The organism is Ruegeria sp. AF7, assembly GCF_056541885.1.
Map to the genome: position 1 here is coordinate 451,267 of NZ_JBQFYX010000002.1, position 26,717 is coordinate 477,983.

General features: G+C 58.6%; 21 protein-coding genes. 13 read left to right on the plus strand and 8 right to left on the minus strand.

Annotated elements, in window-relative coordinates; genetic code table 11:
• Positions 1-107 precede the first annotated feature (107 nt).
• Both ACR0AP_RS07655 and pepN read right to left on the minus strand, forming a co-directional pair.
• Positions 108-536 carry a hypothetical protein gene (locus tag ACR0AP_RS07655; RefSeq protein ID WP_480506277.1) on the minus strand — a complete coding sequence of 143 codons (429 nt, stop codon included), beginning with the start codon at positions 534-536 and terminating at the stop codon, positions 108-110.
• The gene (pepN, locus tag ACR0AP_RS07660; protein WP_480506278.1) at positions 533-3,085 is read right to left on the minus strand and encodes an aminopeptidase N; all 2,553 of its coding nucleotides are present in this window, start codon (positions 3,083-3,085) and stop codon (positions 533-535) included. The genes ACR0AP_RS07655 and pepN overlap by 4 nt, the downstream gene beginning before the upstream one ends.
• A 207-nt stretch (positions 3,086-3,292) precedes the next feature.
• Here pepN and ACR0AP_RS07665 point away from each other — a divergent pair, with 207 nt between their 5' ends.
• The 3 genes from ACR0AP_RS07665 to ACR0AP_RS07675 all read left to right on the plus strand — a co-directional run bounded on the left by ACR0AP_RS07665 (position 3,293) and on the right by ACR0AP_RS07675 (position 6,910).
• Entirely contained in the window at positions 3,293-5,428 is a 2,136-nt protein-coding gene (locus tag ACR0AP_RS07665) for a malate synthase G (protein ID WP_480506279.1), read from the plus strand.
• A gap of 57 nt (positions 5,429-5,485) precedes the next feature.
• Positions 5,486-5,911, plus strand: coding sequence for a GlcG/HbpS family heme-binding protein (locus ACR0AP_RS07670; RefSeq protein ID WP_209504492.1), 426 nt, complete (start codon positions 5,486-5,488; stop codon positions 5,909-5,911).
• Between the two features lie 219 nt (positions 5,912-6,130).
• Complete coding sequence (locus ACR0AP_RS07675; protein ID WP_480476009.1) at positions 6,131-6,910, plus strand: gamma-glutamyl-gamma-aminobutyrate hydrolase family protein; 780 nt, start codon at positions 6,131-6,133, stop codon at positions 6,908-6,910.
• A gap of 59 nt (positions 6,911-6,969) precedes the next feature.
• Here ACR0AP_RS07675 and ACR0AP_RS07680 read toward each other — a convergent pair whose 3' ends face one another.
• Positions 6,970-9,210, minus strand: coding sequence for a xanthine dehydrogenase family protein molybdopterin-binding subunit (locus ACR0AP_RS07680; protein WP_480506280.1), 2,241 nt, complete (start codon positions 9,208-9,210; stop codon positions 6,970-6,972).
• Between the two features lie 3 nt (positions 9,211-9,213).
• A complete protein-coding gene (locus ACR0AP_RS07685) occupies positions 9,214-9,678 on the minus strand; it encodes a (2Fe-2S)-binding protein (RefSeq protein ID WP_480506281.1) in 465 nt (154 codons plus the stop codon).
• A gap of 98 nt (positions 9,679-9,776) precedes the next feature.
• On the opposite strand from ACR0AP_RS07685, the gene ACR0AP_RS07690 reads away from it, so the two are divergent.
• On the plus strand, positions 9,777-10,355 hold the full coding sequence (locus tag ACR0AP_RS07690) for a TetR/AcrR family transcriptional regulator (RefSeq protein ID WP_480506282.1): 579 nt from the start codon (positions 9,777-9,779) through the stop codon (positions 10,353-10,355).
• Here ACR0AP_RS07690 and kynU read toward each other — a convergent pair.
• Positions 10,348-11,541, minus strand: a complete 1,194-nt coding sequence (kynU, locus tag ACR0AP_RS07695; RefSeq protein ID WP_480506283.1) for a kynureninase — start codon at positions 11,539-11,541, stop codon at positions 10,348-10,350. The genes ACR0AP_RS07690 and kynU overlap by 8 nt on opposite strands.
• Positions 11,542-11,713: 172 nt before the next feature.
• On the opposite strand from kynU, the gene ACR0AP_RS07700 reads away from it, so the two are divergent.
• From ACR0AP_RS07700 to ACR0AP_RS07725, 6 genes are all read left to right on the plus strand, one after another.
• Entirely contained in the window at positions 11,714-12,163 is a 450-nt protein-coding gene (locus ACR0AP_RS07700) for a methyltransferase family protein (RefSeq protein WP_267364290.1), read from the plus strand.
• Positions 12,164-12,292: 129 nt separating this feature from the next.
• Complete coding sequence (locus ACR0AP_RS07705; protein WP_480506284.1) at positions 12,293-13,864, plus strand: Re/Si-specific NAD(P)(+) transhydrogenase subunit alpha; 1,572 nt, start codon at positions 12,293-12,295, stop codon at positions 13,862-13,864.
• 13 nt (positions 13,865-13,877) lie between these two features.
• Positions 13,878-15,332 (plus strand): NAD(P)(+) transhydrogenase (Re/Si-specific) subunit beta, encoded by a 1,455-nt coding sequence (locus ACR0AP_RS07710; protein ID WP_209504484.1) that lies wholly within the window; start codon positions 13,878-13,880, stop codon positions 15,330-15,332.
• Between the two features lie 155 nt (positions 15,333-15,487).
• Positions 15,488-15,844 (plus strand): VOC family protein, encoded by a 357-nt coding sequence (locus ACR0AP_RS07715; RefSeq protein WP_480506285.1) that lies wholly within the window; start codon positions 15,488-15,490, stop codon positions 15,842-15,844.
• 109 nt (positions 15,845-15,953) lie between these two features.
• Positions 15,954-17,231 (plus strand): DUF3422 family protein, encoded by a 1,278-nt coding sequence (locus tag ACR0AP_RS07720; RefSeq protein ID WP_480506286.1) that lies wholly within the window; start codon positions 15,954-15,956, stop codon positions 17,229-17,231.
• A 68-nt stretch (positions 17,232-17,299) separates the two neighbouring features.
• Positions 17,300-18,436 (plus strand): MFS transporter, encoded by a 1,137-nt coding sequence (locus tag ACR0AP_RS07725; protein WP_480481808.1) that lies wholly within the window; start codon positions 17,300-17,302, stop codon positions 18,434-18,436.
• 6 nt (positions 18,437-18,442) lie between these two features.
• Here the strand turns inward: ACR0AP_RS07725 and ACR0AP_RS07730 are convergent, their stop codons facing one another.
• From ACR0AP_RS07730 to ACR0AP_RS07740, 3 genes are all read right to left on the minus strand, one after another.
• Entirely contained in the window at positions 18,443-19,423 is a 981-nt protein-coding gene (locus ACR0AP_RS07730; protein WP_267366742.1) for an ABC transporter permease, read from the minus strand.
• A complete protein-coding gene (locus ACR0AP_RS07735; RefSeq protein WP_209504480.1) occupies positions 19,416-20,423 on the minus strand; it encodes an ABC transporter permease in 1,008 nt (335 codons plus the stop codon). Before ACR0AP_RS07735 ends, ACR0AP_RS07730 begins: the two co-directional genes overlap by 8 nt.
• A 93-nt stretch (positions 20,424-20,516) precedes the next feature.
• On the minus strand, positions 20,517-22,223 hold the full coding sequence (locus tag ACR0AP_RS07740) for a peptide ABC transporter substrate-binding protein (RefSeq protein WP_209504479.1): 1,707 nt from the start codon (positions 22,221-22,223) through the stop codon (positions 20,517-20,519).
• 285 nt (positions 22,224-22,508) lie between these two features.
• Here ACR0AP_RS07740 and ACR0AP_RS07745 point away from each other — a divergent pair, with 285 nt between their 5' ends.
• The 3 genes from ACR0AP_RS07745 to ACR0AP_RS07755 are packed head-to-tail and all read left to right on the plus strand — an operon-like array spanning position 22,509 to position 26,710.
• Positions 22,509-24,329 carry an ABC transporter ATP-binding protein gene (locus ACR0AP_RS07745; protein ID WP_480506287.1) on the plus strand — a complete coding sequence of 607 codons (1,821 nt, stop codon included), beginning with the start codon at positions 22,509-22,511 and terminating at the stop codon, positions 24,327-24,329.
• A 4-nt stretch (positions 24,330-24,333) separates the two neighbouring features.
• Positions 24,334-25,500 carry an acetylornithine deacetylase gene (argE, locus tag ACR0AP_RS07750; RefSeq protein ID WP_480506384.1) on the plus strand — a complete coding sequence of 389 codons (1,167 nt, stop codon included), beginning with the start codon at positions 24,334-24,336 and terminating at the stop codon, positions 25,498-25,500.
• A 43-nt stretch (positions 25,501-25,543) separates the two neighbouring features.
• Positions 25,544-26,710, plus strand: a complete 1,167-nt coding sequence (locus ACR0AP_RS07755; RefSeq protein WP_480506288.1) for a M20 aminoacylase family protein — start codon at positions 25,544-25,546, stop codon at positions 26,708-26,710.
• Positions 26,711-26,717: the final 7 nt, after the last annotated feature.

A 26,717-nucleotide genomic window follows, 5' to 3' on the forward strand; every position in this document is an offset into this window, starting at 1 on the left:
ACACTTAACTGAGTCCGAATTCTGGCGAGGTCTTGGGTTCAATTCAAGTAATTTGCTTAATAAACTTTGTTTTTTGTGTCCAATGAGCCCGTAGATCACGCAGTGTTTCAGAAAACAGTGAAATGATGACGGTCTACGCGAAAACCTTCCTGTTTTAGAATGGTTTCCAGATTCCGATGCGGTGGCAGAGACTCATCTGGCAGCCGGATTCGTTTCTCGGATTTCAGGACGATGGATACGCGAACGGAAAAGTCCCACCGGGTGTCAAATCGGAAATGGTCGATATCCCGCATCGGGATATCTCCCTTACGATTGCCCGTGAACCAGCGCACCGCATCCCGGTCCAGATGCACGCCAGCGCTGGTATTCTGGATCACGTCCCAGATTGCGGGGAGAGTGGCAAGAGACAGCAAGCCAACAACCCACCAAGCCGCGTCGAACAGGATGACCAGCGCCAGCAGGGCCGCGTAGACACTGGCCAGAATGACCAGTGTTCGTGTGTTCCGGTTGCGGCGGGTAAAGCTGTAGGGTGTCATGCGCCGAGGATGCGGGATACCATTTCCGTCGTGTCGCGCGACAGGTTCGGTGTTTCTGCAATGCGAGAAAGCTGCGCGCGCATCTGGCCTTGACGCCCGGTGTCGTACCGTTTCCAGGTCTGGAAGGCGGAACACATCCGTGCCGTGGTTTGCGGGTTCACAGGATCAAGGCGGATCAGCCAATCGGCCAGCAGGCTGTACCCGGCACCATCCGGCTGGTGGAACCCTGCGTGGTTCATCGCCAAGGCCCCCATGACAGCGCGGAACCGGTTCGGGTTCTTCCAGTTGAAATCGGGATGCCCGGTCAATGCCTTCGCCGTTTCCGGTGTCGCCTCGGGGGCGGCCATGGTCACCTGCAAGCCAAACCATTTGTCCATGACCAGCCGGTCATGATGCCATTGGTCATAGAAGGCGGTCAGTTGGGCCTCGCCCTTGCGGGCACGCAATAGGCAGGACAGGGCTGTCAGTTGCAGGGTCATGTTATCCGCGTTGGCATACACATTGGCCGCCATTGCCCCCCCGTCCAGCCGAGAGGTCAGCGCCAATGCCGCGCTGCCAAGGGCGCGTTTGCCGGATTGCTCGGCATCCGGGCTGTAGGGGCCATCAACCAACGCCTCGCTGTGCAGGCGGGGCAGCAGATCCTGCACATGCTGCGCCGTGGACTGCCGCAGCGTTTCGACCGCTGACCAGATTACCATCGGATCGGGCGTCTGGCCGCGTTCATGCAACGCCGCAGCCAGTTCGGATTGCGTCGGCAGCCCAAGCATCAAGGCGCGATAGGCCGGGTCCAGCGTGTCGTCGCGCAGCACGGCCAGCAGCCCGTCAAGGTAATCGGCGTCCGGGGTTGCTTCGTCCAAGATCATCCGCAGCAAGGTGTCCTGCGCCAGCGATCTGCCAGCCTGCCAGCGGTTGAACGGATCTGTGTCATACGCCAGCAGAAACGCGCGTTCGGCGTTTGAATGATCGTGTTCCAGAATGACCGGTGCCGAGAAATCGCGCAGGATCGAAGCTGTGGGCCTTGTCGCAAGCCCGGTGAACTGAAAACTCTGCTCGGCCTCTGTCAGTTCCAGCACTTCGGTCGCGCGGACCTCATCCCCGTTTGACCCCAGCAGGCCAATGGCGACCGGGATCACCTGGGGCAGTTTCTCTGCCTGACCCGGTGTGGGATCGGTGCGCTGTTTCAGCGTCAGGGTATAGGTCCCGTCGGCCCAATCTTCAGATACGGTCAAACGCGGTGTGCCCGACTGGCTGTACCAACGTTTGAACTGGGTCAGGTCGCGGCCCGTGGTGTCTTCGAACACTTTCAGCCAATCCTCGATCGTGCAGGCCTGCCCGTCATGGCGGTCAAAATAGAGGTCCAGCGCCTTTGCATAGGCCTCATCCCCGACCAGCCGCTTTAACATGCCGATGACTTCGGCACCTTTTTCGTAAACCGTGGCCGTGTAGAAATTGTTGATTTCCTGAAAGCTTTCGGGCCGGACCGGGTGCGAGAGCGGGCCGTTATCCTCGGGGAATTGCCGCGCGCGCAGGTCGATGGCGTCGTGAATGCGTTTCACAGGGCCCGAGCGCATGTCGGATGTGAATTGTGCATCGCGGAAGACGGTCAGACCTTCTTTCAGACACAGCTGGAACCAGTCGCGGCAGGTGATGCGGTTGCCCGTCCAGTTGTGAAAATACTCATGCGCGATGATCGCCTCGATCCGTTCGAAATTGGCATCGGTCGAGGTTTCAGGACTGGCCAGAACAGCCGAAGAGTTAAAGATGTTCAGCCCCTTGTTTTCCATCGCGCCCATGTTGAAGTCATCGACGGCGACGATGTTGAAGACGTCCAGATCGTATTCCCGGCCATAGACATCTTCGTCCCATTTCATGGACTTCTTCAGCGCCTCCATGCCGAAGGCGCATTTGCCCTCATCCCCCGGACGCACCCACAGGTTCAACGCCACATCCCGGCCTGATCTGGTGGTGAACCGGTCGGGATGGGCCACAAGATCACCAGCGACAAGCGCAAACAGATAGGCAGGCTTGGGCCACGGGTCGGTCCATTCGGCCCATCCTTCGCCCTTGTTCGAGGGGTTGCCGTTCGACAGCAGAACCGGCAGGTCGCCATTGATACGCACAGTAAAGGTGGACATGACATCGGGGCGATCCGGGTAATATGTGATCTTGCGGAAACCTTCCGCCTCGCACTGGGTGCAATACATGCCGTTCGACATATAAAGCCCCTCCAACGCCGTGTTGTTACCCGGATCGATCTCAACTTGGGCTTCCCAGAGGAACGGGGCGTCGGGAACATCGGAGGTCAGGCCCTTGTCCGTGACGTCAGGCGAAACTTCGGATCCGTTGATGGACGCGCGGATCAGGTTCAGATCTTCGCCGTGCAGGAAAAAGGTGCGATCGGTCGCGTCGGGATTTGGACGAAACGCGATACGCGACGTGACCCGTGTTGCATGTGCGGACAGATCGAAGGTCAGGTGTACGCTGTCCAGCAGATAACCAAACGGAGTGTAGTCTTTCAGGAAGATCGTGGTGGGGGCAGCGTCGCGCATGGGGGCCTCGCATCGGTTCGTGTCTGGCGCGACGTTAGGGGCATCGTTCCAGAGCTGCAACTGGCCCCCGCCATTCCCTTGTTGTTTTTGAAACAGCTTCCCTTCGATCCGAATAACCCTAACGCAAAGTCGAAAGTTGCCTATCGGAAACTTTCGGCCTAAGTCACTTACGCATACAATGGCACACAATCGCGGGAGAGCAGGAAGATGAGTGGCAGACAAACCCTGAGCGGGCTGCAGATCGATCCAATACTGGCAGAGTTTATCGAGACGCGGGCATTGCCGGGTACGGGTGTGTCGGCGCAGGATTTCTGGGCGGGTCTGGCGCGACTGGTGTCTGAACTGGGGCCGAAGAACCGCGCGCTTCTGGCCAAGCGCGCCGAGATTCAAGGGCGCATCGACAGCTGGCATATTGCGCGCGAGGGTCAGAGCATTGATCCCACTGACTATCGGGCTTTTCTGAAGGAAATCGGTTATTTGGTCGAGGAAGGCGACGGGTTTCAGATCGACACGACGCATGTCGACCCCGAGATTGCGCTGACGCCGGGTCCGCAGCTGGTTGTGCCGATAACCAACGCGCGCTTTGCGCTGAACGCGGCGAATGCGCGATGGGGCAGCCTGTATGATGCGCTTTATGGCACCGATGCGATAGGCGATCTGCCAACAGGCGGTGGGTATGATGCGGCGCGCGGTGCACGGGTGATTGCATGGGCGAAAGCTTTTCTGGATGACGCTGTTCCTCTGGCTGGTGGGTCTTGGGTCGACGTGTCGGGACTGCATGTCGAAGAAGGTGTTCTTTCCCCGGCACTGGCAAACCCTGCTCAATTTGTTGGTTTCGGTGACGCGGCAGACAAGCCGGATTTTGTGCTTCTGAAAAACAATGGCCTGCATATTCAGATCATGATCGATCCGACTGGCGCTATCGGTGCCACTGATCGCGCAGGTATCGCCGATGTCCGGCTGGAATCCGCCCTTTCAACGATTATGGACTGCGAAGACTCGGTCGCTTGTGTTGATGCGGCAGACAAGGTCGTGGCCTATGGCAACTGGCTGGGCCTGATGAAGGGCGATCTGACCGAAGACGTCACCAAGGGCGACACCACATTTACCCGCAAACTGGCAGAAGATCTGACCTTCACCACACCGACAGGTGAGCAGGCGACCCTGAAAGGTCGTTCGCTGATGCTGGTGCGAAATGTCGGCCACTTGATGACGAACCCGGCCGTTCTGGACGCCGAAGGGCGCGAGATTGGCGAGGGGCTGATGGACGCGCTCTGCACCACTGTGATCGCAATGCATGACCTGCAACGGGATGGGGGTAACTCGGTCGAAGGGTCGGTCTATGTTGTGAAGCCAAAGATGCACGGGCCGGAAGAGGTTGCGTTTGCGGTCGAGATTTTCGACATGGTCGAATACATCCTTGGCTTGCCGCGCAACACCGTAAAGCTGGGGATCATGGATGAGGAACGCCGCACGTCGGTGAACCTGAAAGAGTGCATTCGCGCCGCGAAATCGCGCGTCGCCTTCATCAATACCGGTTTTCTGGATCGCACTGGCGATGAAATTCACACTTCGATGGAGGCTGGGCCGATGCTGCCCAAGGGCGACATCAAGAACACGCCCTGGATTGCGTCTTATGAAGACCGCAACGTCGATATCGGTTTGGCCTGCGGCCTGAAAGGCAAGGCGCAGATCGGCAAAGGCATGTGGGCGATGCCGGACCGGATGGGCGATATGCTGGAGCAAAAGATTAGCCATCCGCAATCTGGCGCCACCTGCGCCTGGGTGCCGTCGCCTACAGCTGCAACGCTGCACGCCACACATTACCACAAGGTCAACGTACTGGCCCGTCAGGACGAGATCGCAGTGGCGGGTGCCCGAGGAACGCTTGACGATTTGCTGACCATTCCTCTGCTGGGGGGCCGCAATCTTGGTGAGGCGGAAATCTCGCGCGAGGTCGAGAATAATGCACAAGGCATTCTGGGCTATGTCGTGCGTTGGGTCGATCAGGGCGTAGGATGTTCCAAAGTCCCCGACATCAACGACATCGGGTTGATGGAAGACCGTGCGACCTGCCGGATTTCGTCTCAGGCTCTGGCCAACTGGTTGCATCACGGCATTGTCGACGATGCACAGGTGATGGCTGCGATGCAGAAAATGGCGGCTGTCGTGGATCGCCAGAATGCAAGTGATCCGGGTTATGTCCCGATGGCGCCGGGCTTTAACGGAATTGCTTTTCAGGCGGCTTGTGACCTTGTGTTCAAAGGCCGTGTGCAGCCCTCGGGCTACACCGAACCGGTCCTGCACGCGCGCCGTCTGGAATTGAAGGCGGCCACCGCGTAATACAAAGGGGGCGATCCGCCCCCTTTCTTCTTTCGACATGCAGACACAGGAATGCACATGGAAGTTTCCCTTCGCAAAGCCCGCACCATTATCCGCAAAGCACTTGAGAAAGGCCGCGAGATGGAGCTGAAGCCACTTTCAGTGGTTGTTCTGGATGCAGGCGGCCACGTCATCGCGTTCGAGCGCGAGGATGATGCAGCACCGGGCCGCTTTGCGATTGCGCATGGCAAGGCATATGGCTCTGTCATGCTGGGTATGGCGGGCACGGCGCAGATGCAGCGGGCCGAGGCGCAAGCCTACTTCATGGCGGCGGTAAACGGAGTGTATGGCGGGCAGGTCGTACCAGTTCCGGGCGGGGTTTTGATACGGGGTCGAAAGGGCGACGTGATCGGTGCCGTTGGGGTAACCGGCGACACGTCTGAAAACGACGCTGCCGTTGCGATGGCGGGAATTGAAGCTGCCGGGTTGGACGGAGAGAAATAGATCCGACCATAGAGAGTTCCGTCACAGGAGCGTTTGGCGCATGTTCCCGACTTGAAGTTTGGGGCGGGGAAAGCGTGCCGAGATTTGATTGGTTGTCGGGAGAAAATTTGTGCACCCCTGAACACGTCCCTGCGCTGTCACGCAGGAGGTGTATTCTTGCACGACTGTGAAGCTGCGGTTAGCTTCCTTTCCAAGGGGATGAATAACAAGGAAAGCGGAATGTCTCGACCCGTTGTTGGTATTATCGGCAACTCATACCTCATGAACGATCAATACCCGACCCATGCAGGGGGGACGATGAATTCTGACGCTGTGGCGAACGTATCGGGATGTTTGCCGCTGCTGATCCCCGCCGATCCCCGTTATGTGTCGGTTGAGGAGTTGCTGGAGGTTTGCGACGGCTTTCTTCTGACCGGCGGTCGCCCCAATGTGCATCCCGAAGAATATGGTGAACCGGCTACCGAGGCGCATGGAGAGTTTGACCGCGCGCGTGACGCGATCACCCTGCCGCTGGTTCGGGCCTGTGTGGAACGGGGTCAGCCGTTTCTGGGCATTTGCCGCGGATTTCAAGAGGTCAACGTGGCCATGGGCGGAACACTCTATCCGGAAATTCGCGATCTGCCGGGGCGGATGAACCACCGGATGCCGCCCGATGGTACACTTGAGGAAAAATTTGCGCTGCGCCACGTGGTGAAACTGACGGAAAACGGTGTGTTCCACGACTTGTTTGGTGCGCAGGAGGTCATGACAAACACGCTGCACGGGCAGGGGATCAAGTGCATCGGACAGCGTGTGGTGATCGATGGGCATGCGCCGGATGGAACGCCCGAGGCGATCTACATCAAAGACGCGCCCGGATTTACGCTGTCCGTGCAATGGCATCCCGAATGGGATGCGATCAACGACCCGGTTTCACGCCCCTTGTTCGAAGCCTTCGGCATGGCTGTGCGGGGATGGGCGGCGGGGATTGCCTGTCAGGCAGTTCAGAAATCAGCCTGACTTGGGCACCGGACCGTGCGGGCGCGCGACGGACCGGTGCAGGGGAAGGTAAATGGCAATCAGACCAGCAGGTTGAACTGATTGACCAGCGGCAGGCTGCGCGCGCGTTTTCCCGTCAAATCATACAGGGCGTTGCCCAGTGCGGGCATCGAGGGGGGCGTGCCGGGCTCACCAGCGCCGCCCATATGGCGGTTGGTTTCCAGCGTGCGCACCTCGACTTGTGGCGCAGTATGCATACGAAGGGCGTCATAGTCGGGAAAGTTGAACTGCTCGACTTCCCCGTCGGCAAAGGTGATCGCGCCGAAACACGCAGCCGACAGGCCATACATCATGCCGCCAAACATCTGTGCCTTGACGTTTTCCGGGTCCAGCGCCAGCCCCATGTCGCAGGCGATCCAGACCTTGTGGATGCGGATGGCACCGTCTTCGTCGACCACTTCGATAACCTGAGCCACCGGAGTGCCGAAGCTGTAGGTGAAGGCCACGCCACGGCCTACACCGTCAGGTGTTTTTCCGGTCCAGTTGGACATTTCCCTGACCGCCTCCAGACATCCGGCAGACGGGGCGTGTTCGGTTCTCATCAGTTCTAGCCGGAAGTCCAGCGGGTCGCGCCCTGCGGCATGAGCCAATTCGTCCATGAAGGTCTCGTGGAAAAAGCCGTTGTGGCTGTTGCCGACCGAACGCCAAAAGCCCACCGGGACGGCCAGATCAGCGACGTGGCCGCTCATCCGGTAGTTTGGCACGGCGTAAGGCTGGTTGAAGAACCCTTCGACCAGCACTTTGTCGGGTCCGCCTCCGGGGAAGCCGGTGTAACGCTCGACCGCCTGTTGCGTGCAGGACTGCGCTGCAACCTTGCCGTCAATAAGAACGGCCTTGCCGTCCTGAACAGCGCCGCGCATCCGGGCGATGGCGCCGGGGCGGAAGTAGTCGTGACGCATGTCTTCTTCGCGGCTCCAGGTTGTCTGGACCGGTGTGCCAGGCATGGCCATGGCGACCTTGGTGGCGATTTCTCCGAAATCCAGTTCGCCCCGGCGGCCAAACCCTCCCCCAAGGTAGGTGGTGTGAATCTGAACAGCCTCAGTGTCCAGATTTGCGGTATTCGCAGCGCGAAAACGGATCAGCGTCGGGGCCTGATTACCGCACCACAGTTCCAGAGCGTTTCCGGTATAGAGCGCGGTGGCATTCATCGGCTCCATCGTGGCGTGCGCCAGATAGGGCACTTGGTATTCGGCAGTGACCTCGGTTGCGCCATCCGGCGTCACGCTGACATCGCCATCATCGCGCATGGTCGAGTTCGGCGCGCCGTCAAACGCCTCGGCAATCTTTGAGAAAATGCCATCGGTATCAGGTGGATATGGCGCATCGCCCCAGTCGATCTCAACAGCCTCAACCGCCTGATTGGCCAGCCATGTGTTGTTCGCGATCACGGCAACACCTGTGCCCAGATCAACAACCTTCTCGACCCCGGGCATGGATATTGCAGCACTGTCGTCAAAGCTGTTCATCGCGCCGCCAAGTTTGGGGTTCATGCGCACGGCAGCAAATTTCATACCGGGCAGGCGAACATCGATGCCAAACTCGGCAGTGCCTGTCACTTTGCCCACCATGTCCAGTCGCGGTTGTGTCCGTCCCAGATAACGCCATTCGGACGGGTCTCGCAAAGGTACCTCGACGGGTTCCAGTCCGGCCGCTTCCACTGCAAGATCGGTATAAGCGATCTTGTCACCGGTCGGCGCGATGACATGGCCTGAAGCTGTTTTCAGATCCGAGGGGTCGATACCCAACCGATCAGCGGCGGCGCGTTTCAGCGTTTCACGGGCCGAAGCACCGGCTTGCCGCATCCTCTCGAACCCGTCCTTCATCGAGGTGGAGCCGCCTGTGACCTGCAGGCTAAGGGCCTTACCAAGAACACCCAGTGCTTCACCTAAGTTGTGCTGGAAGTCTGAGATGTCGTAGCCCTTGTTTGGCAGTCCCTCGCCCATCATGGCTGAGTTGTAATAGGCGGCGGCTGCCGGACCATGCAGAACGGTGATCTGATCCAGATCGACATCCAGTTCTTCGGCGATCAGCGCGGCCCACGTGGTTTTCACGCCCTGTCCCATCTCGGCACGGGGCGCGAACAGGGTGATGCCATTCTGATCGATCAGTACGAAGGGGTTCAGGGCCGCTTCACCCTCTTTCGGTTTCAGCGGGTTGGGGGCAGGGCGGGTGACATAATACGCGCCAAAGGCGACGCCGCCGACAATTGCGGCTGAGCCGATCAGGAACGTGCGGCGGATAATTTTGCCAACAGAAGCCATCTCTTACGCCTCCTTCAACTTGGAGGCTGCGTCGTGGATCGCGGCCCGGATGCGGGGGTAGGTGCCACAGCGGCACAGGTTTCCCTGCATCGCCTCATCGATCTCTGCGTCCGTGGGCGCAGGGTTCTCCGCAAGCAGGGCAGCGGCCTGCATGATCTGGCCCGACTGGCAATAGCCACATTGCGCCACCTGATGGTCAGCCCAGGATTGCTGGATCGTAGCCAGTGCTTCTGGCGTGCCGACGCCTTCGATTGTGGTCACGTCACCCCAGACATCCGACAGCGCCACTTGGCACGAACGTACCGCCTCGCCATCGATATGAACCGTACAGGCGCCGCAAGCGGCGACGCCACAGCCAAACTTGGTGCCGGTCAGGCCAACCTCATCCCTCAGAACCCAAAGCAGGGGGACATCATCCGGCAGGTCGATCTGATGAGGAGTTCCGTTAATCTTCAGGGCCGTCGCCATGGCGCACCTTTTGTAACTGTGGCAGGTTCTGACATAATGGTTGTAAAGTGTCAGTCTGTCAATTGACAAATTACACAAAAAATGTCAGAGATTTGCGCATGAAAGATACGAGTGACGAATCCCGGCAGAAAGCGATCCTAGCATCTGCTTTTCAGGCCTTTTCCGCATACGGGTTCCGCAAGACCTCGATGGATGACATTGCGCGCGGTGCGGGGATGTCACGGCCAGCGGTTTATCTGTATTACAGGAACAAGGAAGCGATCGTTCGCAAGCTGACTGAACGGCATTACGAGGAAAAGTCCGCAGTGGTGGCCGCGGCGCTGAACAGCGAAGGCTCGGTTTCAGAACTTGCCAGAAAGGCGATCCACGCCCAGACCGAGGGCATGGCTGCGATTTTGGCGTCGCCGCATGGGCTTGAGATGCTGGACACGACCAAATCCATGGCCATCGACATTGTCGAACGGGGCGAAGGTGAACTAACCGCGCTTTATGCCGAATGGCTGAGGCGAGAGCAGGGTGCTGGCCGCGTTCGTCTGTTCGACACGCCTGAAGAAACGGCGAAAACACTTACGGTCACGCTGAAGGGGATCAAGCTGACTGCGTCAGACGCCGAGGAATTTGAAAGGCGCACCAACCAGTTGGCGGCCCTGATCGGGGCCGGGCTGGAAATCAGGTAACGCGCTGCCGGGTTTTGTACTCGGGCGTGTCCCAAAGCTTGTTCTGCATGACATCCGCCAGAATCCCGACTGCACGCTCGACATCGCTTTCATCGATATACAGCGGCGTGAAACCAAACCGCATTGTGTCAGGTGCGCGGAAATCTCCGACGACACCACGCGCGATCAGCGCTTGCATCGCGGCATAGCCTTCCTTGAAGCGGAATGAAACCTGACTGCCACGCTGCTCGGGCGCGCGCGGACTGTCCAATTGCAAGTCTGGGCAGGTCGCCTCGACCTGACGAATGAAAAGCTCGGTCAATTCAATGGACTTGGCGCGCACATCCGCCATGTCGGCCATATCCCAGATATCCATGGCCGCCGACAGCGCGGTCATTTGGATGATCGGAGGTGTTCCCACGCGCATACGCTCAATCCCGCTTCCGGGGCGATAGTCCAGGTCAAAGGCAAAGGGCTCTTCGTGCCCCAGCCAGCCGGACAGGGCCGGGCGCACACTATCTGCCAGTCGGGGCGCAACATAAATGAACGCGGGCGCACCGGGGCCGCCATTGAGGTATTTATAAGTACACCCGACTGCGAAATCCGCATTGCACCCTGCAAGGTCAACGGGAATGGCCCCTGCGGAATGCGCCAGATCCCAAACCGTCACGACACCGTTGGCGTGGGCCAGTTCCGTCAGTGCCTTCATGTCGTGCATCCGGCCCGTGCGGTAATCCACTTCGGTCAGCATCAGGACCGCGACCTCTTCGGTGATTGCATCTGCGACGTCCTGCGGGTCGACGACGCGCAGTTCGTATGGGCTCCCAAGGGATCGCAGCAGGCCATCGACCATGTACAGGTCTGACGGAAAGTTCCCATTGTCGGAAAGCACAACCTTGCGGGTCGGGTTCAGTTCAAGGGCAGAGGACACGGCCTGATAAACCTTGATCGACAGGGTGTCGCCGGTCACGACGCTGCCTGGCTCGGCTCCGATCAGGCGGCCAATTCGATCTCCAAGCCCCATGGGAAGGCCCATCCAACCGGCTTTGTTCCAGCCGGTGATCAGCATTTGCCCCCATTCCTCGGTCAGCATGTTCTGCACACGAGACGCAGCCGTTTTAGGCAGCGGGCCCAAAGAGTTGCCGTCCAGATAAATCACGCCCTCGGGCAGGTCGAACATGGCTTTGGTTGCTGCAAAATCGGTCATGAAGGCTCACTCACTTGTGTGGTCGTCTTTTGTTGCATTTGGGGTAGCCGATCCTGACATGTCTGTCTATCGATGCGACATACTGGTCTTTTGCTAATCTGGCCGAAAAACGGTAGGACGTCGGTCAGAAGCGACACACACCCGACACCGTCGTCGTTCATGAGGGCTTAGAATGCGCTGGATAGATGTACCGCCAGTTTGGTTGATCGCTTTTGCGGTGCTGGCATGGGCACAAGCCAGATACATGGCGCTGGGCCTGTCACTAGAGAGCGGCCTGACCGACCTTCTCAGTGGAGTTCTGATCGGCGGTGGCGTTCTGATGGCCGTTCTGGCCATTGTCGAGTTTCGCCGCCATAAAACAACCGTCATTCCCCATGAGACACCGACCGCGATGGTGCAAACGGGCATCTACAAACGCAGTCGAAACCCGATCTACGTCGGGGACGTACTGATTCTTGCGGGTTTGATTCTGCGGTTTGACGCCGTGTTGTCACTGGTTTTGGTTCCGGTCTTCGTCTGGGTGCTGGAGCGCCGGTTTATCCTGCCGGAAGAAGACCGCCTGCGCCGGCAGTTCCGCACGGATTTCGCACGCTATGAACGCAAGACGCGGCGTTGGATCTAAGGTGGCTGATTTTGTGATGTTACGTAAAAAATGCTGCGCTTGCGAAATAATGTTGCGCAGGATACATCTTTGCTTAACAAAGAATACCGACCACCCGCTCGGACAGAGTAAAAATTAGGGGGACTGCCAGTGAAGATAGGCACGCCAAAGGAAATACTGGACGGTGAGAACCGGGTTGCAATGACGCCCGACTCGGCCGTGCAATTGCAGAAACTGGGCTATGAGTGCCTGATCGAGAAAGGCGCGGGCGCGGCTGCCGGTTTTTCGGATGCCGCATACGAGGCCGTAGGCGTTGAGGTGGTCAAGACCGCAGCGTCGCTGTGGAAGACTGCGGATATCATTGCCAAGGTTCGGATCCCGACTGAGGCCGAACTGAAACGGTTGACCAAGGGCAAGACCCTGATTTCGTTCTTCAATCCTGCGGGCAACGAAGAAGGAATGGAGCTGGCCAAATCCAAGGGCGTCAACGTGATCGCCATGGAGATGGTGCCACGCATCTCGCGCGCGCAGAAGATGGACGCGCTGTCGTCGATGGCAAATATCGCAGGCTATCGCGCCGTGATTGAGGCAGGCAACAACTTTGGCCGTTTCTTCACCGGCCAGGTGACCGCCGCCGGTAAAGTTCCTCCTGCCAAGGTGCTGATCGTTGGGGCCGGTGTGGCCGGTCTGGCCGCAATCGGGACGTCCACGTCGCTGGGCGCGATCACCTACGCGTTCGACGTGCGCCCTGAAGTGGCCGAACAGGTCGAATCGATGGGGGCTGAGTTCGTCTATCTGGACTTCGAGGAAGAGCAGCAGGACGGCGCGGCCACAGGCGGGTATGCCTCGGTCCAGTCGGAAGAATTCCGCAACGCGCAGCTGGCCAAGTTCCGCGAACTTGCACCCGAGATGGACATTGTTATCACCACCGCCCTGATCCCCAACCGTCCGGCGCCCAAGCTGTGGCTCGAGGATATGGTCAAGGCGATGAAGCCGGGTTCGGTCATCATCGACCTTGCAGCCGAGCGAGGCGGGAACGTCGAAGGCACCGTGCCGGATGAGAAAGTTGTCACCAACAATGGCGTGACCATAATCGGTTATACCGACTTCCCCAGCCGAATGGCGACACAATCCTCGTCGCTTTATGCCACCAACATCCGTCACATGATGACAGACCTGACGCCCGAAAAGGACGGTCAGATCAATCACAACATGGAAGACGATGTGATCCGCGGCGCGACCGTGACGCATGAAGGTGAAATCACCTTCCCACCGCCACCGCCCAAGATTCAGGCGATCGCCGCGCAGAAGAAGCCCGAGGTCAAGGAACTGACCCCGGAAGAGAAAAAGGCGCAGGAGATTGCGGCCTTCAAGGCGCAGACCAAGCAGCAGTTCACCCTTTTGGGTGTTGGTGGCGCGCTGATGCTGCTGGTGGGGCTGGTTGCCCCGGCCAGCTTCATGCAGCATTTCATCGTCTTCGTGCTGGCCATTTTCGTAGGCTTCCAGGTGATCTGGAATGTCTCGCACAGCCTGCACACGCCGCTGATGGCGATCACCAACGCGATCTCGTCGATCATTATCGTTGGGGCGTTGATGCAGATCGGATCGGGGTCGTTCCTGGTCATTCTGCTGGCGGCGCTGTCCGTCTTCATGGCCGGGATCAACATTTTCGGCGGCTTCCTCGTAACCCGGCGCATGCTCGCCATGTTCCAGAAATCTTAAGGAGGCCGGGCACATGGAATTTGGCTTCACCACTGCCGCCTACGTTGTTGCGGCTGTTCTGTTCATCCTTTCCCTTGGCGGGTTGTCGAACCAGGAAAGCGCCAAGCGCGCGGTCTGGTACGGCATCGTCGGTATGGCGTTGGCGGTCTTTGCCACGCTGGTTGGCCCCGGGTCTGGCCTGTGGCTTTTGTCGATCCTGCTGATCATTGGCGGCGGTCTGATCGGTCAATACGTGGCGCAGCGCGTCCAGATGACCGAGATGCCGCAACTTGTGGCCGCGATGCATTCGCTGGTCGGTCTGGCCGCGGTGTTTGTGGGTTTCAATGCGCATTTTGAGATCGGCAACGTGGCGCAGGTCCTGGCGATTGCGGATACGGCGAAAGAGGCGGATCTGCATGATCTGGGCACCTTTGCCAAACTGATCGCCAAGAAGACACCGGCCGAGCTGGCAATCCTTCATGTAGAGCTGTTCCTGGGCATCTTTATCGGTGCGATCACCTTTACCGGTTCGGTCGTGGCCTATGGCAAGCTGGCGGGCAAAGTGACCTCGGCGGCGACAAAGCTGCCCGGTGGTCATGCGCTGAACGCAGCGGCTGCGGGTCTCTCGCTGATCTGCTTGATCTGGTATACCTCGTCCGGTGGGCTGCTGCCGCTGATCCTGATGACCCTGGCCGCGCTGTTCATTGGTTATCACCTGATCATGGGCATCGGTGGCGCGGACATGCCGGTGGTTGTGTCGATGCTGAACAGCTATTCGGGCTGGGCCGCGGCGGCTATTGGTTTCTCGCTGGGCAATGACTTGCTGATCGTGGTCGGTGCGCTGGTGGGCTCAAGCGGTGCAATCCTGTCCTACATCATGTGCAAGGCGATGAACCGTCACTTTGTCAGCGTGATTCTGGGCGGCTTTGGTGGCCCGCAGGGTGAACAGATGGCCGTTGAGGGCGAGCAGGTGGCCATCGAGGCGGATGGCGTTGCTGCAGCCCTGAACGATGCCGACAGCGTTATCATCATTCCCGGTTATGGTATGGCGGTGGCGCAGGCACAGCAATCGGTCAGTGAACTGGTCCGTAAGCTGCGCGCCAAGGGTAAAGAGGTGCGTTTTGCGATCCACCCGGTCGCGGGCCGTTTGCCGGGCCATATGAACGTGCTGCTGGCCGAGGCGAAGGTGCCCTATGATATCGTTCTGGAAATGGACGAGATCAATGACGACTTCCCGGATACGGATGTGGCCATCGTCATCGGCTCGAATGACATCGTGAACCCTGCGGCGCAGGAAGATCCCAACAGCCCGATTGCCGGTATGCCGGTTCTGGAATGCTGGAAGGCCAAGCAGGTCTTCGTGTCCAAACGCGGTCAGGGTACAGGGTATTCGGGTATCGAAAACCCGCTGTTCTTTAAGGAAAATACCCGCATGTTCTATGGCGACGCCAAAGCATCGCTGGACAAGCTGCTGCCGATGATCGATTGATCCACCGGTCTGATCCAATTGCAAAGGGCGCCTTTGGGCGCCCTTTTCTTTACTTGTACTATTGGGGGCTTTGCCCCCAAACCCCCAGGATATTTATGGCCAGATGAAGCGGGCGGGTTGTGGTATAATAGACATGCGTATTGTTGGAGCGAAGCATGGAGAAAGTGAACGGTATAGGGGGCGTATTTTTTCGGGCCAGTGATCCCGAGGCATTAAGCCGCTGGTACGAAGAACATCTGGGCGTAAACCACTATGATCCGGTGCCCTGGAAGCAACGCGAAGGGTATACGGTGTTTGCGCCGTTCGCGAAAGACACTGAGTATTTCGGAAACCCGGATCAGCAATGGATGATCAATTTTCGGGTCGACGATCTGGGCGCGATGATACAGCAGTTTGAAGCTGCCGGAATCGCTGTTGAGACCCGCCCCGACTGGGACAGTGAGATCGGAAAGTTCGCGCGGCTTCACGATCCGGAAGGTAATCCGATCGAGCTGTGGCAGCCAAATCAATGAGATAGTCGGTTTGTATACCTTTGTATTCGTGTAAGTATATGAAATAAAATAAGAATTGATGTATCCGAGTTGTGACGTATAGTGCGGACACCGCTATCGGAGCCTCTGAATGACGCCAATCGATGATCACCCGCTGCGCTATGCGCTGGCCAATGAACTTCATGCCCGCCCGTTTCCGGCCGCCGATACGCCGTGCACGGTCGCCTTTCTTGCGATCAAGAAGCCGGAAGCAGCCGTCGCTCGGGACCGCAGTCAGGATATCGCCCATCTGATTGATCTGCTTGACCGACATGGGGCGCAACATCCGCAGCCGGGGGCCACGCATTATGCCGGGCAGATCGGACGCCATTGGCTGAAATGGGAGCAGCACACAGAGTTTGTCACGTATACGGCGATTGTGCCGAACGTCAGCGGCCGCCCTTTCAACCCCGCCGATTTCGAGGTTTTTCCCCCGGATTGGCTGATGGCCAGCCCGGGCCAGAGGATCACTTCGTTGCTGATGCGGGTGGTACCGCGCCCGGAAGATGCGGCTGTAAAGGTCGCTCTGGCTGATTGGTTCGAACCTGAAAGTCTTGCCGTGTCTCGGGTGTTGGATGCTTCGGCAATTTGCGCTAGCGATTTCCGTATCGACCCGGCTGGTCACATGCGTTTTGCCCTGTTCGTGACCGAAGGCACGGGCACGCGCCGAACAGGGCGTATTATCCAGCGGCTGTGCGAGATCGAGACATACAAGGCGATGTCGATGCTTGGCTTTGCCCGCGTCAAACAATTGGCCCCCCGGATCGAGGAACTGGACGCCCAGCTGGCGAAGCTGATGGTTGAAATGACAGATGACACCACACCACCAGATGCGCTGTTGCCTCAATTGCTGGCCACATCGACCGAGCTCGAGACCATTTCGGCCCGCAGTTCGTTCCGGTTTGGGGCAACCGGCGCTTACGAGGCGCTGGTGAATCAACGGATCGACGTCCTGCGCGAGGAAAGGTTCGAAGGTGGTCAAAGCTTTGCCGATTTCATGATGCGCCGTTATGATCCTGCGATCCGTACCGTGAAATCAACAGAACGCCGCCTGCAGGCGCTGTCTGACCGGGCCATCCGTGCGGGTGAGTTGTTGCGCACTAGGGTGGACGTCGAGCGGAGTGCACAAAATCAGGCCCTGCTGGAAAGCATGGATCGTCGGGCCGATCTTGCCTTGCGCTTGCAACACACGGTCGAGGGGCTTTCTGTGGTGGCCATCAGTTATTATGCGGTCTCACTGGTTGGCTATCTTCTGTATCCGTTGACGGCCACCGGTACAAGCAAGGGAACGCTGACGGCGGCGGCGACGATCCCGGTAGTGGCGGGCGTATGGTTCGCCGTTCGGCGCATCCGCAAACGCCTGGGGTAAGCTGCAATTGCCAATTTGCGCCCAACCTGTAGAACGGGTGGGGCGGGCAGACAGCACGAGGTTCTCTGTTGATTGGTGTTTTCTCGGCATGGCGGGCAGTTGCGGCCATGTTCATCCTGAACGGGGCCTTGTTTGGCATCTGGGCCTCGCGCATTCCGGCCGTGCGCGACCGGTTGGACTTGTCTCATGACGCGTTGGGGTACGGGTTGTTGTTCATGGCGGCCGGGGCCGTCTGTTCCTTTCCGGTCACAGGGCGGTTGACGGATCGGAATGGCGCTGTTGCGATTACCCGGATTGTGGCCGTTCTGTACACGCTGTCGCTGGTTCTGCTTGCTGTGGCTGGCGGGTTTTGGGCGCTGGCGTTTTGTTTGTTTGTTTTCGGCGCGTTCCACGGATCGATGGATGTGGCAATGAATGCCTGGGCCGCCGAAGTCGAGCAGGCTTATGACAAACCCGTAATGTCATCATTCCACGCCATGTGGAGCCTTGGGGCCGGTCTTGGCGCGCTCAGCGGATATGTGGCTGTTCAGATGGGGCTGACGGTTCTGGTGCACTTCCTAGTGGCGGGTGGCGCGGTTGTCGCCTTCGCGCTGGCCTTGTCGTGGGTGCGCTGGACGTCGAAACGGTCCGATCGGCCGCAAAGCTCGGTTTTTGCTTTGCCCTCGGGCGCGCTGATACTGGTCGGATTCGCCGCCATGTGTGGTGCATTGGGTGAAGGCGCCGTCGCGGACTGGAGCGCGATTTTCCTGCGAGACGTGTCCGGTGCGCCCGAAAGTGTTGCCGCATTGGGCTATGCCGTGTTTTCCGTGGCGATGGTTGCGTTTCGACTTGCAGGTGCTGTTGTCATCACTTGGTTTGGTCCTGCCGCCACGGCTCGGTTTGGCGGGATCTGCGCGGCACTGGGCGTTTTCGTTGTGGTTTCTTCGGTCGTGCCCTTGCCCGCATTGGCGGGGTTTGCGCTGATGGGTATAGGGTATGCGGTGATCATGCCGCTGGCGTTCAGCCGTGCAGCCAGCGATCCGCATGTGCCGCCGGGGCAAGCCATCGCGAGTGTAGCTACGCTGGGATATGGCGGGCTGTTGATTGGGCCGCCGCTGATCGGATTTTTGGCGGAACTGTTCGGCCTGCGTCTGGCGTTCGCCGTGCTGTTGCCATTGGCCGTTCTGATCGTGCTGTTGGCCGGCGCGCTGAAGCGCGCCGACTAACTTGTTTCAGCGTCCGCGAATGCGGGGATCCAGCGCGTCGCGCAGACCATCACCCAGATAGTTGACGCTCAGAACAGTCAGCGAGATTGCCAGACCGGGCCAGAATACACGCTCGGGGTATTGCTGAAGATAGTCGACACCATCAAACAACAGGCGGCCCCATGTCGGGAAGTCGGGCGGGAAGCCCAGCCCAAGGAAGGACAGCGCGCTTTCGGTGATGATCGCTGTGGCAATCCCCAGTGTTGCCGACACCATGATCGGCGAAAGAACGTTCGGCAGGATATGCCGCGTGATGATCTGGCTGTTGCTGGTGCCGATGGAGCGTGCGGCCAGAACGAATTCACGTTCCTTGATGGCCAGGACGTCACCGCGCACGATCCGTGCAGTCGGCATCCATGAGGTGATGCCGATGGCGCAGACGATCAGGATGAAGATCCCGCGCTCCAGCCCGAAAGCCGCTGACAGGGGCTCGCGGAACAGAAGCATCATGACCAGCAGCAAAGGCAGCAGGGGCAGGGCCAGAAACAGGTCGGTCAGGCGCATCAGCGGCCCATCGAGCCGCCTGAAGAATCCCGCCAGAACGCCGATGAACGAACCCAGAAACAGCGCCAGCAACATTGCGGTTATGCCAACCGAGACTGAGGTTTGACCACCCGACATCATGCGCGCAAGAATGTCGCGACCCAATTGGTCGGTGCCAAAGGGATGCGCCCAACTGGGCCCCTGATTGCGCGACCGGATATCGATCTGGGTTGGATCAATGCTCCACAGATACGGGCCCAGATAGACACCGGCAACGATGATGATAAACAGGATCGCCCCGACCATTGCGCCTTTGTGGGTCTTGAACTGATCCCAAACATCGCGCCATTGGCTGCGGGGAGGGGTGGCCAGTTCTTCCATCACGTCGGCTGTCGGCAAGGCGGTTGAAGCTGGTGCAAGTCCTTCGTCCGGGACCAGCGTATCGGTACGATCATGATCAGTCATATCGAATCCTCGGGTCCAGAATGCCATAAAGTACGTCAGCGATCAGGTTGAACAACACGATCAGTACGGCGAAAATAAAGGTCAGGGTTTGCACCATCGGCAGATCATTGGCCTGAATCGCGCCGATCAGCAACTGCCCGATTCCGTTCACCTTGAACACCTGCTCGGTGATGATGGCGCCACCAAAGATGGACGGAATACCCAGCGCGATCACGGTGACCACCGGGATCATCGAGTTTCGCAGGACGTGAACCATGACCACGGTATATTCGCTGAGACCCTTGGCGCGGGCGGTGCGAACGTAATCCTGATTGAGGTTATCCAGCATGGACGCGCGCATGAACCGGCTGAGTTGTGCGGTGATCTGCAAGGCCAGAACCATGACCGGCATGATCATCTGTTTGAGCTGCACAACAAAGCTGTCCCAGCTGTTGACCACCAGCGTGGTGTCATAGATCGACGGGAACCAGCCCAGCTGGACTGAAAAGATCACGATTACCAGCACGCCCGAAAAGAAGGGTGGAACGGAAAAGCCGACCATCGACACGAAAGTACCCATCTGGTCGAACCAGGAATACTGACGGTAGGCCGAATAGATGCCGATGGGCAGCGCGATCAGGATGGCGACCACATAGGCGGTGCCGACAACCCACAGGGTCTGCGGGATACGCTGAACGACGATGTCCATGACCGGCGAGCGTGTCTGCCATGAAATCACGCGCAGGTCGCCTTCGGAGAAGGTTGTACCGAATACAGAATCGACCAATACCTGCGGTTCGATCCAGAAGAACTGCACGATCCATTTCCAAAACCGGATATGCATCGGCTGGCCGAGGCCAAGCGCCTCGCGCATCTTCTCTTTGACTTCCGGGGGAACGGTGAGTGGAACCTGTGCCATCGGGTCGCCAGGGGCAAGCTCGAGCAGCAGGAAGATGACGAGGCTGATGAACAGCAATGTGGGCACCGCCAACACCAGTCGTCTGATTGTAAAGTTGAGCATTCAAAGGCGCCTTTGTTGATGCGTCTTCTTGTTGGAGCGGCCTGCAAATGACCGCGCCCCGAAGATCGGGGCGCGGCTTGGCAGGTTTAACGCTTAGGAGCCGGTTTTGCGGTACCAGTCCGCAACGTTCCAAAGCTCGCTGTCCCAAGTGTTCAGGATCACGCCACCCAACGTGTTGGAATGCGCAGAGACCCGTCCACGATCAACCAGCGGAACCACGACATAGCTGTCCTTGGTCAGCATATCGTTGAGTTTACGGGCAATTTCGCCACGCTTTTCAAGCTCGCCGGTGCGGCCCAGTTCGGCCACCAGCTTGTCATACTCGGCGTCACAGTAACGGTTGATGTTCTCACCCTGCCACTGGCTTTCCGGCTTGGGTGCCTTGTCACAGGTGTGCTGCGCAAGATAGCTTTCCGGATCGGTGCCATCGAAGTTGTTGGCGTACATTTCAACGTCTGCATAGAAACGCTGGAACGTGTCCGGGCTGCCCGGGTCACCGCCGAAAAAGACCGACGCGTTGATGTTGCGCAGCTCGGTTTCAACACCGATCTGGCTCCACCATTCCTTGATCAGCGCCTGGAAGTCCTGACGAACAGCGTTGGTCGAGGTTTGATAGACCAGCGACAGTCTTACACCATCCTTGGCGCGGACGCCGTCAGCGCCTTTCACCCAGCCGGCTTCATCCAGCATCTGGTTCGCGCCGTCAATGTCCTGCGTCAGACACTCGGTATTGTCGCTTGCGTACAATGCCGGGGCCGGTACCAGGTTGCAGGTCGGGCGACCGGCTTGGCCGTAGCCAATCTCAACCAGCAGATCACGGTCGATTGCCATCGACAGTGCCTTGCGAACAGCCAGTTCCGACAAGGCCGGGTGCGGATGTTTTGCGGTTGAACGTTCACCTTCAGGCAGGCTGGGGGACGGATCCGTCATGTTCATTTCGATCCGTTCAACCAAGGTCCCGAACGCCGCGATCGGAGTACCCTTGCCGCCTTCTTTCATCTGCTCGATGACTTCGGGCGCCAGCTGCAGGTTCCACGCATAGTCGAATTCGCCGGTTTCCATCACAGCACGGCCAGCCGCTGTTGCATCACCGCCACCTTTGAAGGTCAGCGTGGCAAAAGCGGGCTTGTTCGGGTCACGATAGTTCGGGTTGGCCGACATGGTGATCACGTCGTTTGGCTTGAATTCGTCCACCACAAACGGGCCGGTTCCGATCGGGCCAAAGTTCTGATCTGTACATTCGGGCGCCTTGGAGCCCATGCAGTTCTGAAACTGGGCCATCTGGATAATTGGCGACTGGCCACCCATGAATGGGCCATAGGGGTTCGGCTTTGGTTCGGCAAAGTTGACCTTGATGGTCAGATCGTCGATTGCCTCGACGCTTTCGACGCCTTCAAACTTGGCAAGCTGGGCGCAACCACCTTCCGGATGCATGCAATAGTCGGCGGTGAATTTCACGTCGGCCGACGTCACGGGCGATCCATCGGACCAGACCAAACCGGATTTCAGTTTCCACGTGATCGATTTCAGATCCGACGAAACACCACCGTTTTCCACGGTCGGGATATCCTCGGCGAGATAGGCTACAAGGTTCCCGTCTTGGTCATAGCGACCGAGCGGCTCAATCACCAACGAAGCCGATTCGATATCTTTGGTGCCCGAGGACAGGTACGGGTTCAGGATCGACGGAGCCTGCCAGTAAATGATGCTGACATTGCCGTCCGATCCACGCTCGGCCATAGCCACAGGGGCCATCGCCGTGCTTGCAATCGCACCAAGCAAAAGGGTTTTGATTTTCATAAGTTACTCCCAAGTTGGACACGTTCGTGTCTCGATTATCTCCGCAAGGCCTGCGGGTTTGGCGTTGCCGCCCCAAGGTAAGGTTCTGATCAACAAAGATAATAGCGCTAACGATTTCGGTCTGCGCCGCCTCCCCAGGTCGGTTACATGGCGTATCGAAACAGAACCTGAGAAAAATGCAAGTAGTGCCGTCGCGAAAATGTGTAATGGGTTTGACTTTTCCCGGCGGCCCGCCTTAGCGTTCGGAATTCAGAAAAAGAATACCGTCGTCAAGGGAGCGCGCGCGTGCTGGATCAGCCTATTGCACAGATTAAAAAACTGCGGGTGGAGTTTCAGACGAAGGATGGCCCCGTTGTCGGTGTTGAGGATGTCTCGTTCGAGGTCAAACCGGGTGAAACCGTTTGTATCGTTGGCGAATCGGGCTCGGGGAAATCGGTGTCGTCGCTGTCGCTGATGCGGCTGGTCGAGTTCGGAGGTGGCGAAATCGCGGGTGGTGAACTTCTGTTTGACCGCCGCGACGGGAGCGAGATGGACCTGTCCAAAGCCGATCCGGATCTGATGAAACAGATTCGCGGCAACGAGATCGGGATGATTTTTCAGGAGCCGATGACGGCGCTTAATCCGGTTTTTACCGTTGGCCGCCAGTTGACCGAAGGTCTGCGCATCCACAAGCAGATGTCAAAGGCACAGGCCGAGGACCGGGCGCTTGAGTTGCTGCGCCAGGTTCGCATCCCCGAGCCCGAGCGTCGTCTGAAACAGTACCCGCACGAGCTGTCGGGCGGGATGCGCCAGCGTGTCGTCATCGCGATGGCCATGGCCTGCGAACCCCGCCTGCTGATCGCCGATGAACCCACCACAGCGTTGGACGTGACCATTCAGGCCGAGATCCTGGCCCTGATGGATCGCCTCAAGCGCGAAACCGGAACTGCGGTGATGTTCATCACCCACGACATGGCCGTGGTTGCCCAGATGGCTGACCGTGTTGTTGTCATGTATCGCGGCAACAAGGTCGAAGAGGGGACCGTCAAGGAAATCTTTGAAAACCCGCAGCATGATTACACCAAGGCCCTTTTGGCCGCAGTGCCGAAGCTGGGTGAAATGCAGGGTAAGTCGGCACCCGAACCGATGAAGCTGCTGGGTGTCGAGGGGCAGAAAATTGCGCCCATCCACGGAACCGAAGAGGTTTTGTTGACCGTAAAGAACCTGACCACGCGGTTTCCTGTCAAAGGTGGTCTTCTGCGGCGCACGATCTCGAATGTTCATGCGGTCGAGGATGTGTCGTTCACACTGAACAAAGGTCAGACACTCAGCCTTGTGGGCGAATCCGGGTGCGGCAAGTCCTCGGCCGGGCGTTCGATCCTGCGGCTGGTCGAGCCGATGGCGGGTGAGGTCAATCTGGACGGTGTCGATATCATGAAGCTGGACCCGTCCGGCCTGCGCAAGGCGCGGCTGGACATGCAGATGATCTTTCAGGACCCGTTCGCCTCGCTGAACCCACAGATGCAGTTGATCGATCAGGTTGCCGAGCCGATGCGCAACTATGGCGTGGCGTCGGGATCCGAATTGCAGGACCGCGTCGCGCAATTGTTTGACAAGGTGCAGCTGCCGCGCAGCTTCATGCGTCGTTTCCCGCATGAAATGTCCGGGGGACAGCGTCAGCGGATCGCGATTGCCCGCGCACTGGCCCTGAACCCCAAGCTGATCATCGCGGATGAGGCAGTCTCGGCCCTCGACGTGTCGGTTCAGGCGCAGGTTCTGAACCTGATGATGGAGCTGCAGTCCGATTTGGGGCTGTCCTATCTGTTCATCAGCCATGACATGGCCGTGGTTGAACGTGTCAGCCACTATGTCGGTGTTATGTATCTGGGCCGCATTGTGGAACTGGGCCCGCGTGCGCGTGTGTTCGAAAACCCGCAACACCCCTATACGCAGGCATTGATGAAGGCAGTTCCGATTGCTGACCCGAACAAGCGAAAGACAGAAAAAGACCTGAACTTCAAACCGATCCCGTCACCGATTCACCCTGTCGACTACAAACCGGAACCCTCGCAATATCAAGAGGTTGAGCCGGGTCACTTTATCCTGACCACCGACAGTGGGTACTGACACGATGGCCAAGCGCCTGACGCCGCTTGAGATCATGACCAAGCTGATCTCATTCCCAACCGTGAGTCGTGACACCAACCTGCCGTTGGTCGACTGGGTGGAAGAATACCTGCAAAGCCATGGGATCACGTCGCACCGCTGGCCTGATCCGGATCAGCCGCATAAGGCGGCGATCTTTGCGCATGTTGGCCCTTTGGAAGAAGGCGCAGTTGTGCTGTCCGGGCACACGGATGTCGTACCGGTTGACGGGCAACCTTGGGACACCGACCCCTTCACCGTGACCGAGGAGGACGGCAAATATTTCGGGCGCGGCACCTGTGACATGAAGGGATTTGATGCGCTTGCCATCTGGGCGCTGGTCGAGGCGCATTACGCACGTGTGAAACGACCGCTCCAACTTGCGCTGAGTTTTGATGAGGAAGTCGGGTGCACCGGAGCGCCGCCAATGATCGAGGCGATGCAGGGCGTTCTCCCCAAAGGCTCGGCGGTGGTTGTGGGCGAGCCATCGATGATGCAGGCGGTGACGGGTCACAAGGGTGGGTTCGGCTTTGACACCCATATGGTCGGGTTCGAAGTTCACAGCTCGATCATGCACACAGGCGTCAACGCCATCATGGCGGCGGCCCCGTTGATCGACTGGGCCAACCAACAGAACGCGCGAAACATGGCGACGCAACCCAGTACCGTTGCTGCCGTGTTCGATCCACCCTGGACAACCTGCCACGTCGGTATGATTGAAGGCGGAACAGCCCATAACATTACCGCCAAAGACTGCCGGTTCATGATGGATTTCCGGACTGTGCCCGATGAAACGCAGGCCCAATGGCGCGATGCCTATTTCGAACAGGTTCGGCAAGTTAAGGCTCAGATGCAGGCCGTTCACCCGGATACCCGCATCGAACTGACTGAAAACTTCGCGATTCCGGGGTTGATCCCGGAAGAGGATGGTGAAGCCGAAGCTCTGGTACGCGCCCTGACCGGAGACAACGCAAGCCATGTGGTCAGTTATGGGACCGAGGCAGGCCAATTTCAGGAGGCCGGGTATTCTGCCGTGATATGCGGACCCGGAGACATAGCGCAGGCCCATCAGCCGAATGAGTTCATTACGATTGAACAATTCGAAGCCGGTCATAAATTCATGCAGCGATTGGTTGAAAAACTATGCGCCTAGCCCGGTCTAAAATGGTGTCAGCGGTTGAGAGGGAGGTCTTGAGATGCCCGTAAAAAACAGACTTGCAAAAATGCATGGCGAGATCACCGAATGGCGTCGCCACCTGCACGCCCATCCGGAGCTGATGTATGACGTCCATGAAACTGCGGCGTTTGTCGCTGCCCGTCTGAAAGAATTTGGAGTGGACGAGATCACTCCGGGCGTTGGCAAAACGGGCGTTGTCGGGGTGATCAAAGGGCGCACGGACACGCAGGGGCGCGTCATCGGCCTGCGTGCAGACATGGACGCGCTTCCGATTGAAGAGGCGACAGGGCTGGACTATGCCTCGACCGTGTCGGGCAAGATGCACGCCTGCGGTCATGACGGGCATACTTCGATGCTGCTTGGGGCCGCGCAGTACCTTACCGAAACGCGCAATTTCGATGGCACCGTAGTTCTGATCTTCCAGCCTGCCGAGGAAGGCGGGGCCGGCGGTCTGGCCATGTGTCAGGACGGGTTGATGGACCGCTGGGGCATTCACGAGGTCTATGGCATGCACAATATGCCCGGTCTTCCGGTGGGAGAGTTCGCAATTCGCCCTGGCGCGTTGCTGGCCTCGTCCGATGAGTTTGAAATCACCGTCACTGGCAAGGGCGGACACGCCGCTGCACCGCATGAGGCGGTGGATACAACGCTGGTGGCCTCGCACATCGTTGTTGCCTTGCAATCGGTGGTGTCCCGGACCGTTGACCCGATCAAGCGAGTTGTCCTCACCGTTGGGACGTTTGTGACGGACAGCGTAGCGTCAAACGTGATAGCTCATACGGTTCGTTTGCAGGGAACCGTGCGGACACTTGACCCCGAATATCGCACAATCGCCGAAGAACGCGTGCGCCGGATCGCCGAGGATACGGCCTCGGCCTTTGGCGCGAAGGCGGAAGTTATCTGGACACCGGGATACCCGGTGACAGTGAATTCCGAGGCTGAGACGGGCTATGCGGCCGAGGCGGCAGCAGCGGTTGCGGGCAAGGTCAATGACAGCACGGACCCGATCATGCCGTCCGAAGATTTTGCCTATATGCTTGAAGAACGCCCCGGCGCGTACATCTTTATCGGGAACGGGGATACGGCCATGTGCCACCACCCGCAATACAACTTTGACGACGACGCGATCCCCGCCGGTTGCAGCTGGTTTGCCGAGCTTGTGGAACGACGATTGCCTGTCGCATGAAACAGGG

Bases quoted from the DNA above. Each gene is read 5' to 3' on its own strand.
- ACR0AP_RS07715 (WP_480506285.1), top strand. From the start codon at position 15,488: ATGGAGAAAGTGAACGGTATAGGGGGCGTATTTTTTCGGGCCAGTGAT.
- ACR0AP_RS07680 (WP_480506280.1), bottom strand. From the start codon at position 9,210: ATGGCTTCTGTTGGCAAAATTATCCGCCGCACGTTCCTGATCGGCTCA.
- pepN (WP_480506278.1), bottom strand. From the start codon at position 3,085: ATGCGCGACGCTGCCCCCACCACGATCTTCCTGAAAGACTACACTCCG.
- ACR0AP_RS07690 (WP_480506282.1), top strand. From the start codon at position 9,777: ATGAAAGATACGAGTGACGAATCCCGGCAGAAAGCGATCCTAGCATCT.
- ACR0AP_RS07655 (WP_480506277.1), bottom strand. From the start codon at position 536: ATGACACCCTACAGCTTTACCCGCCGCAACCGGAACACACGAACACTG.
- ACR0AP_RS07685 (WP_480506281.1), bottom strand. From the start codon at position 9,678: ATGGCGACGGCCCTGAAGATTAACGGAACTCCTCATCAGATCGACCTG.
- ACR0AP_RS07670 (WP_209504492.1), top strand. From the start codon at position 5,486: ATGGAAGTTTCCCTTCGCAAAGCCCGCACCATTATCCGCAAAGCACTT.
- ACR0AP_RS07700 (WP_267364290.1), top strand. From the start codon at position 11,714: ATGCGCTGGATAGATGTACCGCCAGTTTGGTTGATCGCTTTTGCGGTG.
- ACR0AP_RS07720 (WP_480506286.1), top strand. From the start codon at position 15,954: ATGACGCCAATCGATGATCACCCGCTGCGCTATGCGCTGGCCAATGAA.
- ACR0AP_RS07710 (WP_209504484.1), top strand. From the start codon at position 13,878: ATGGAATTTGGCTTCACCACTGCCGCCTACGTTGTTGCGGCTGTTCTG.
- ACR0AP_RS07735 (WP_209504480.1), bottom strand. From the start codon at position 20,423: ATGCTCAACTTTACAATCAGACGACTGGTGTTGGCGGTGCCCACATTG.
- ACR0AP_RS07755 (WP_480506288.1), top strand. From the start codon at position 25,544: ATGCCCGTAAAAAACAGACTTGCAAAAATGCATGGCGAGATCACCGAA.
- ACR0AP_RS07675 (WP_480476009.1), top strand. From the start codon at position 6,131: ATGTCTCGACCCGTTGTTGGTATTATCGGCAACTCATACCTCATGAAC.
- kynU (WP_480506283.1), bottom strand. From the start codon at position 11,541: ATGACCGATTTTGCAGCAACCAAAGCCATGTTCGACCTGCCCGAGGGC.
- ACR0AP_RS07665 (WP_480506279.1), top strand. From the start codon at position 3,293: ATGAGTGGCAGACAAACCCTGAGCGGGCTGCAGATCGATCCAATACTG.
- ACR0AP_RS07730 (WP_267366742.1), bottom strand. From the start codon at position 19,423: ATGACTGATCATGATCGTACCGATACGCTGGTCCCGGACGAAGGACTT.
- ACR0AP_RS07740 (WP_209504479.1), bottom strand. From the start codon at position 22,223: ATGAAAATCAAAACCCTTTTGCTTGGTGCGATTGCAAGCACGGCGATG.
- argE (WP_480506384.1), top strand. From the start codon at position 24,334: ATGGCCAAGCGCCTGACGCCGCTTGAGATCATGACCAAGCTGATCTCA.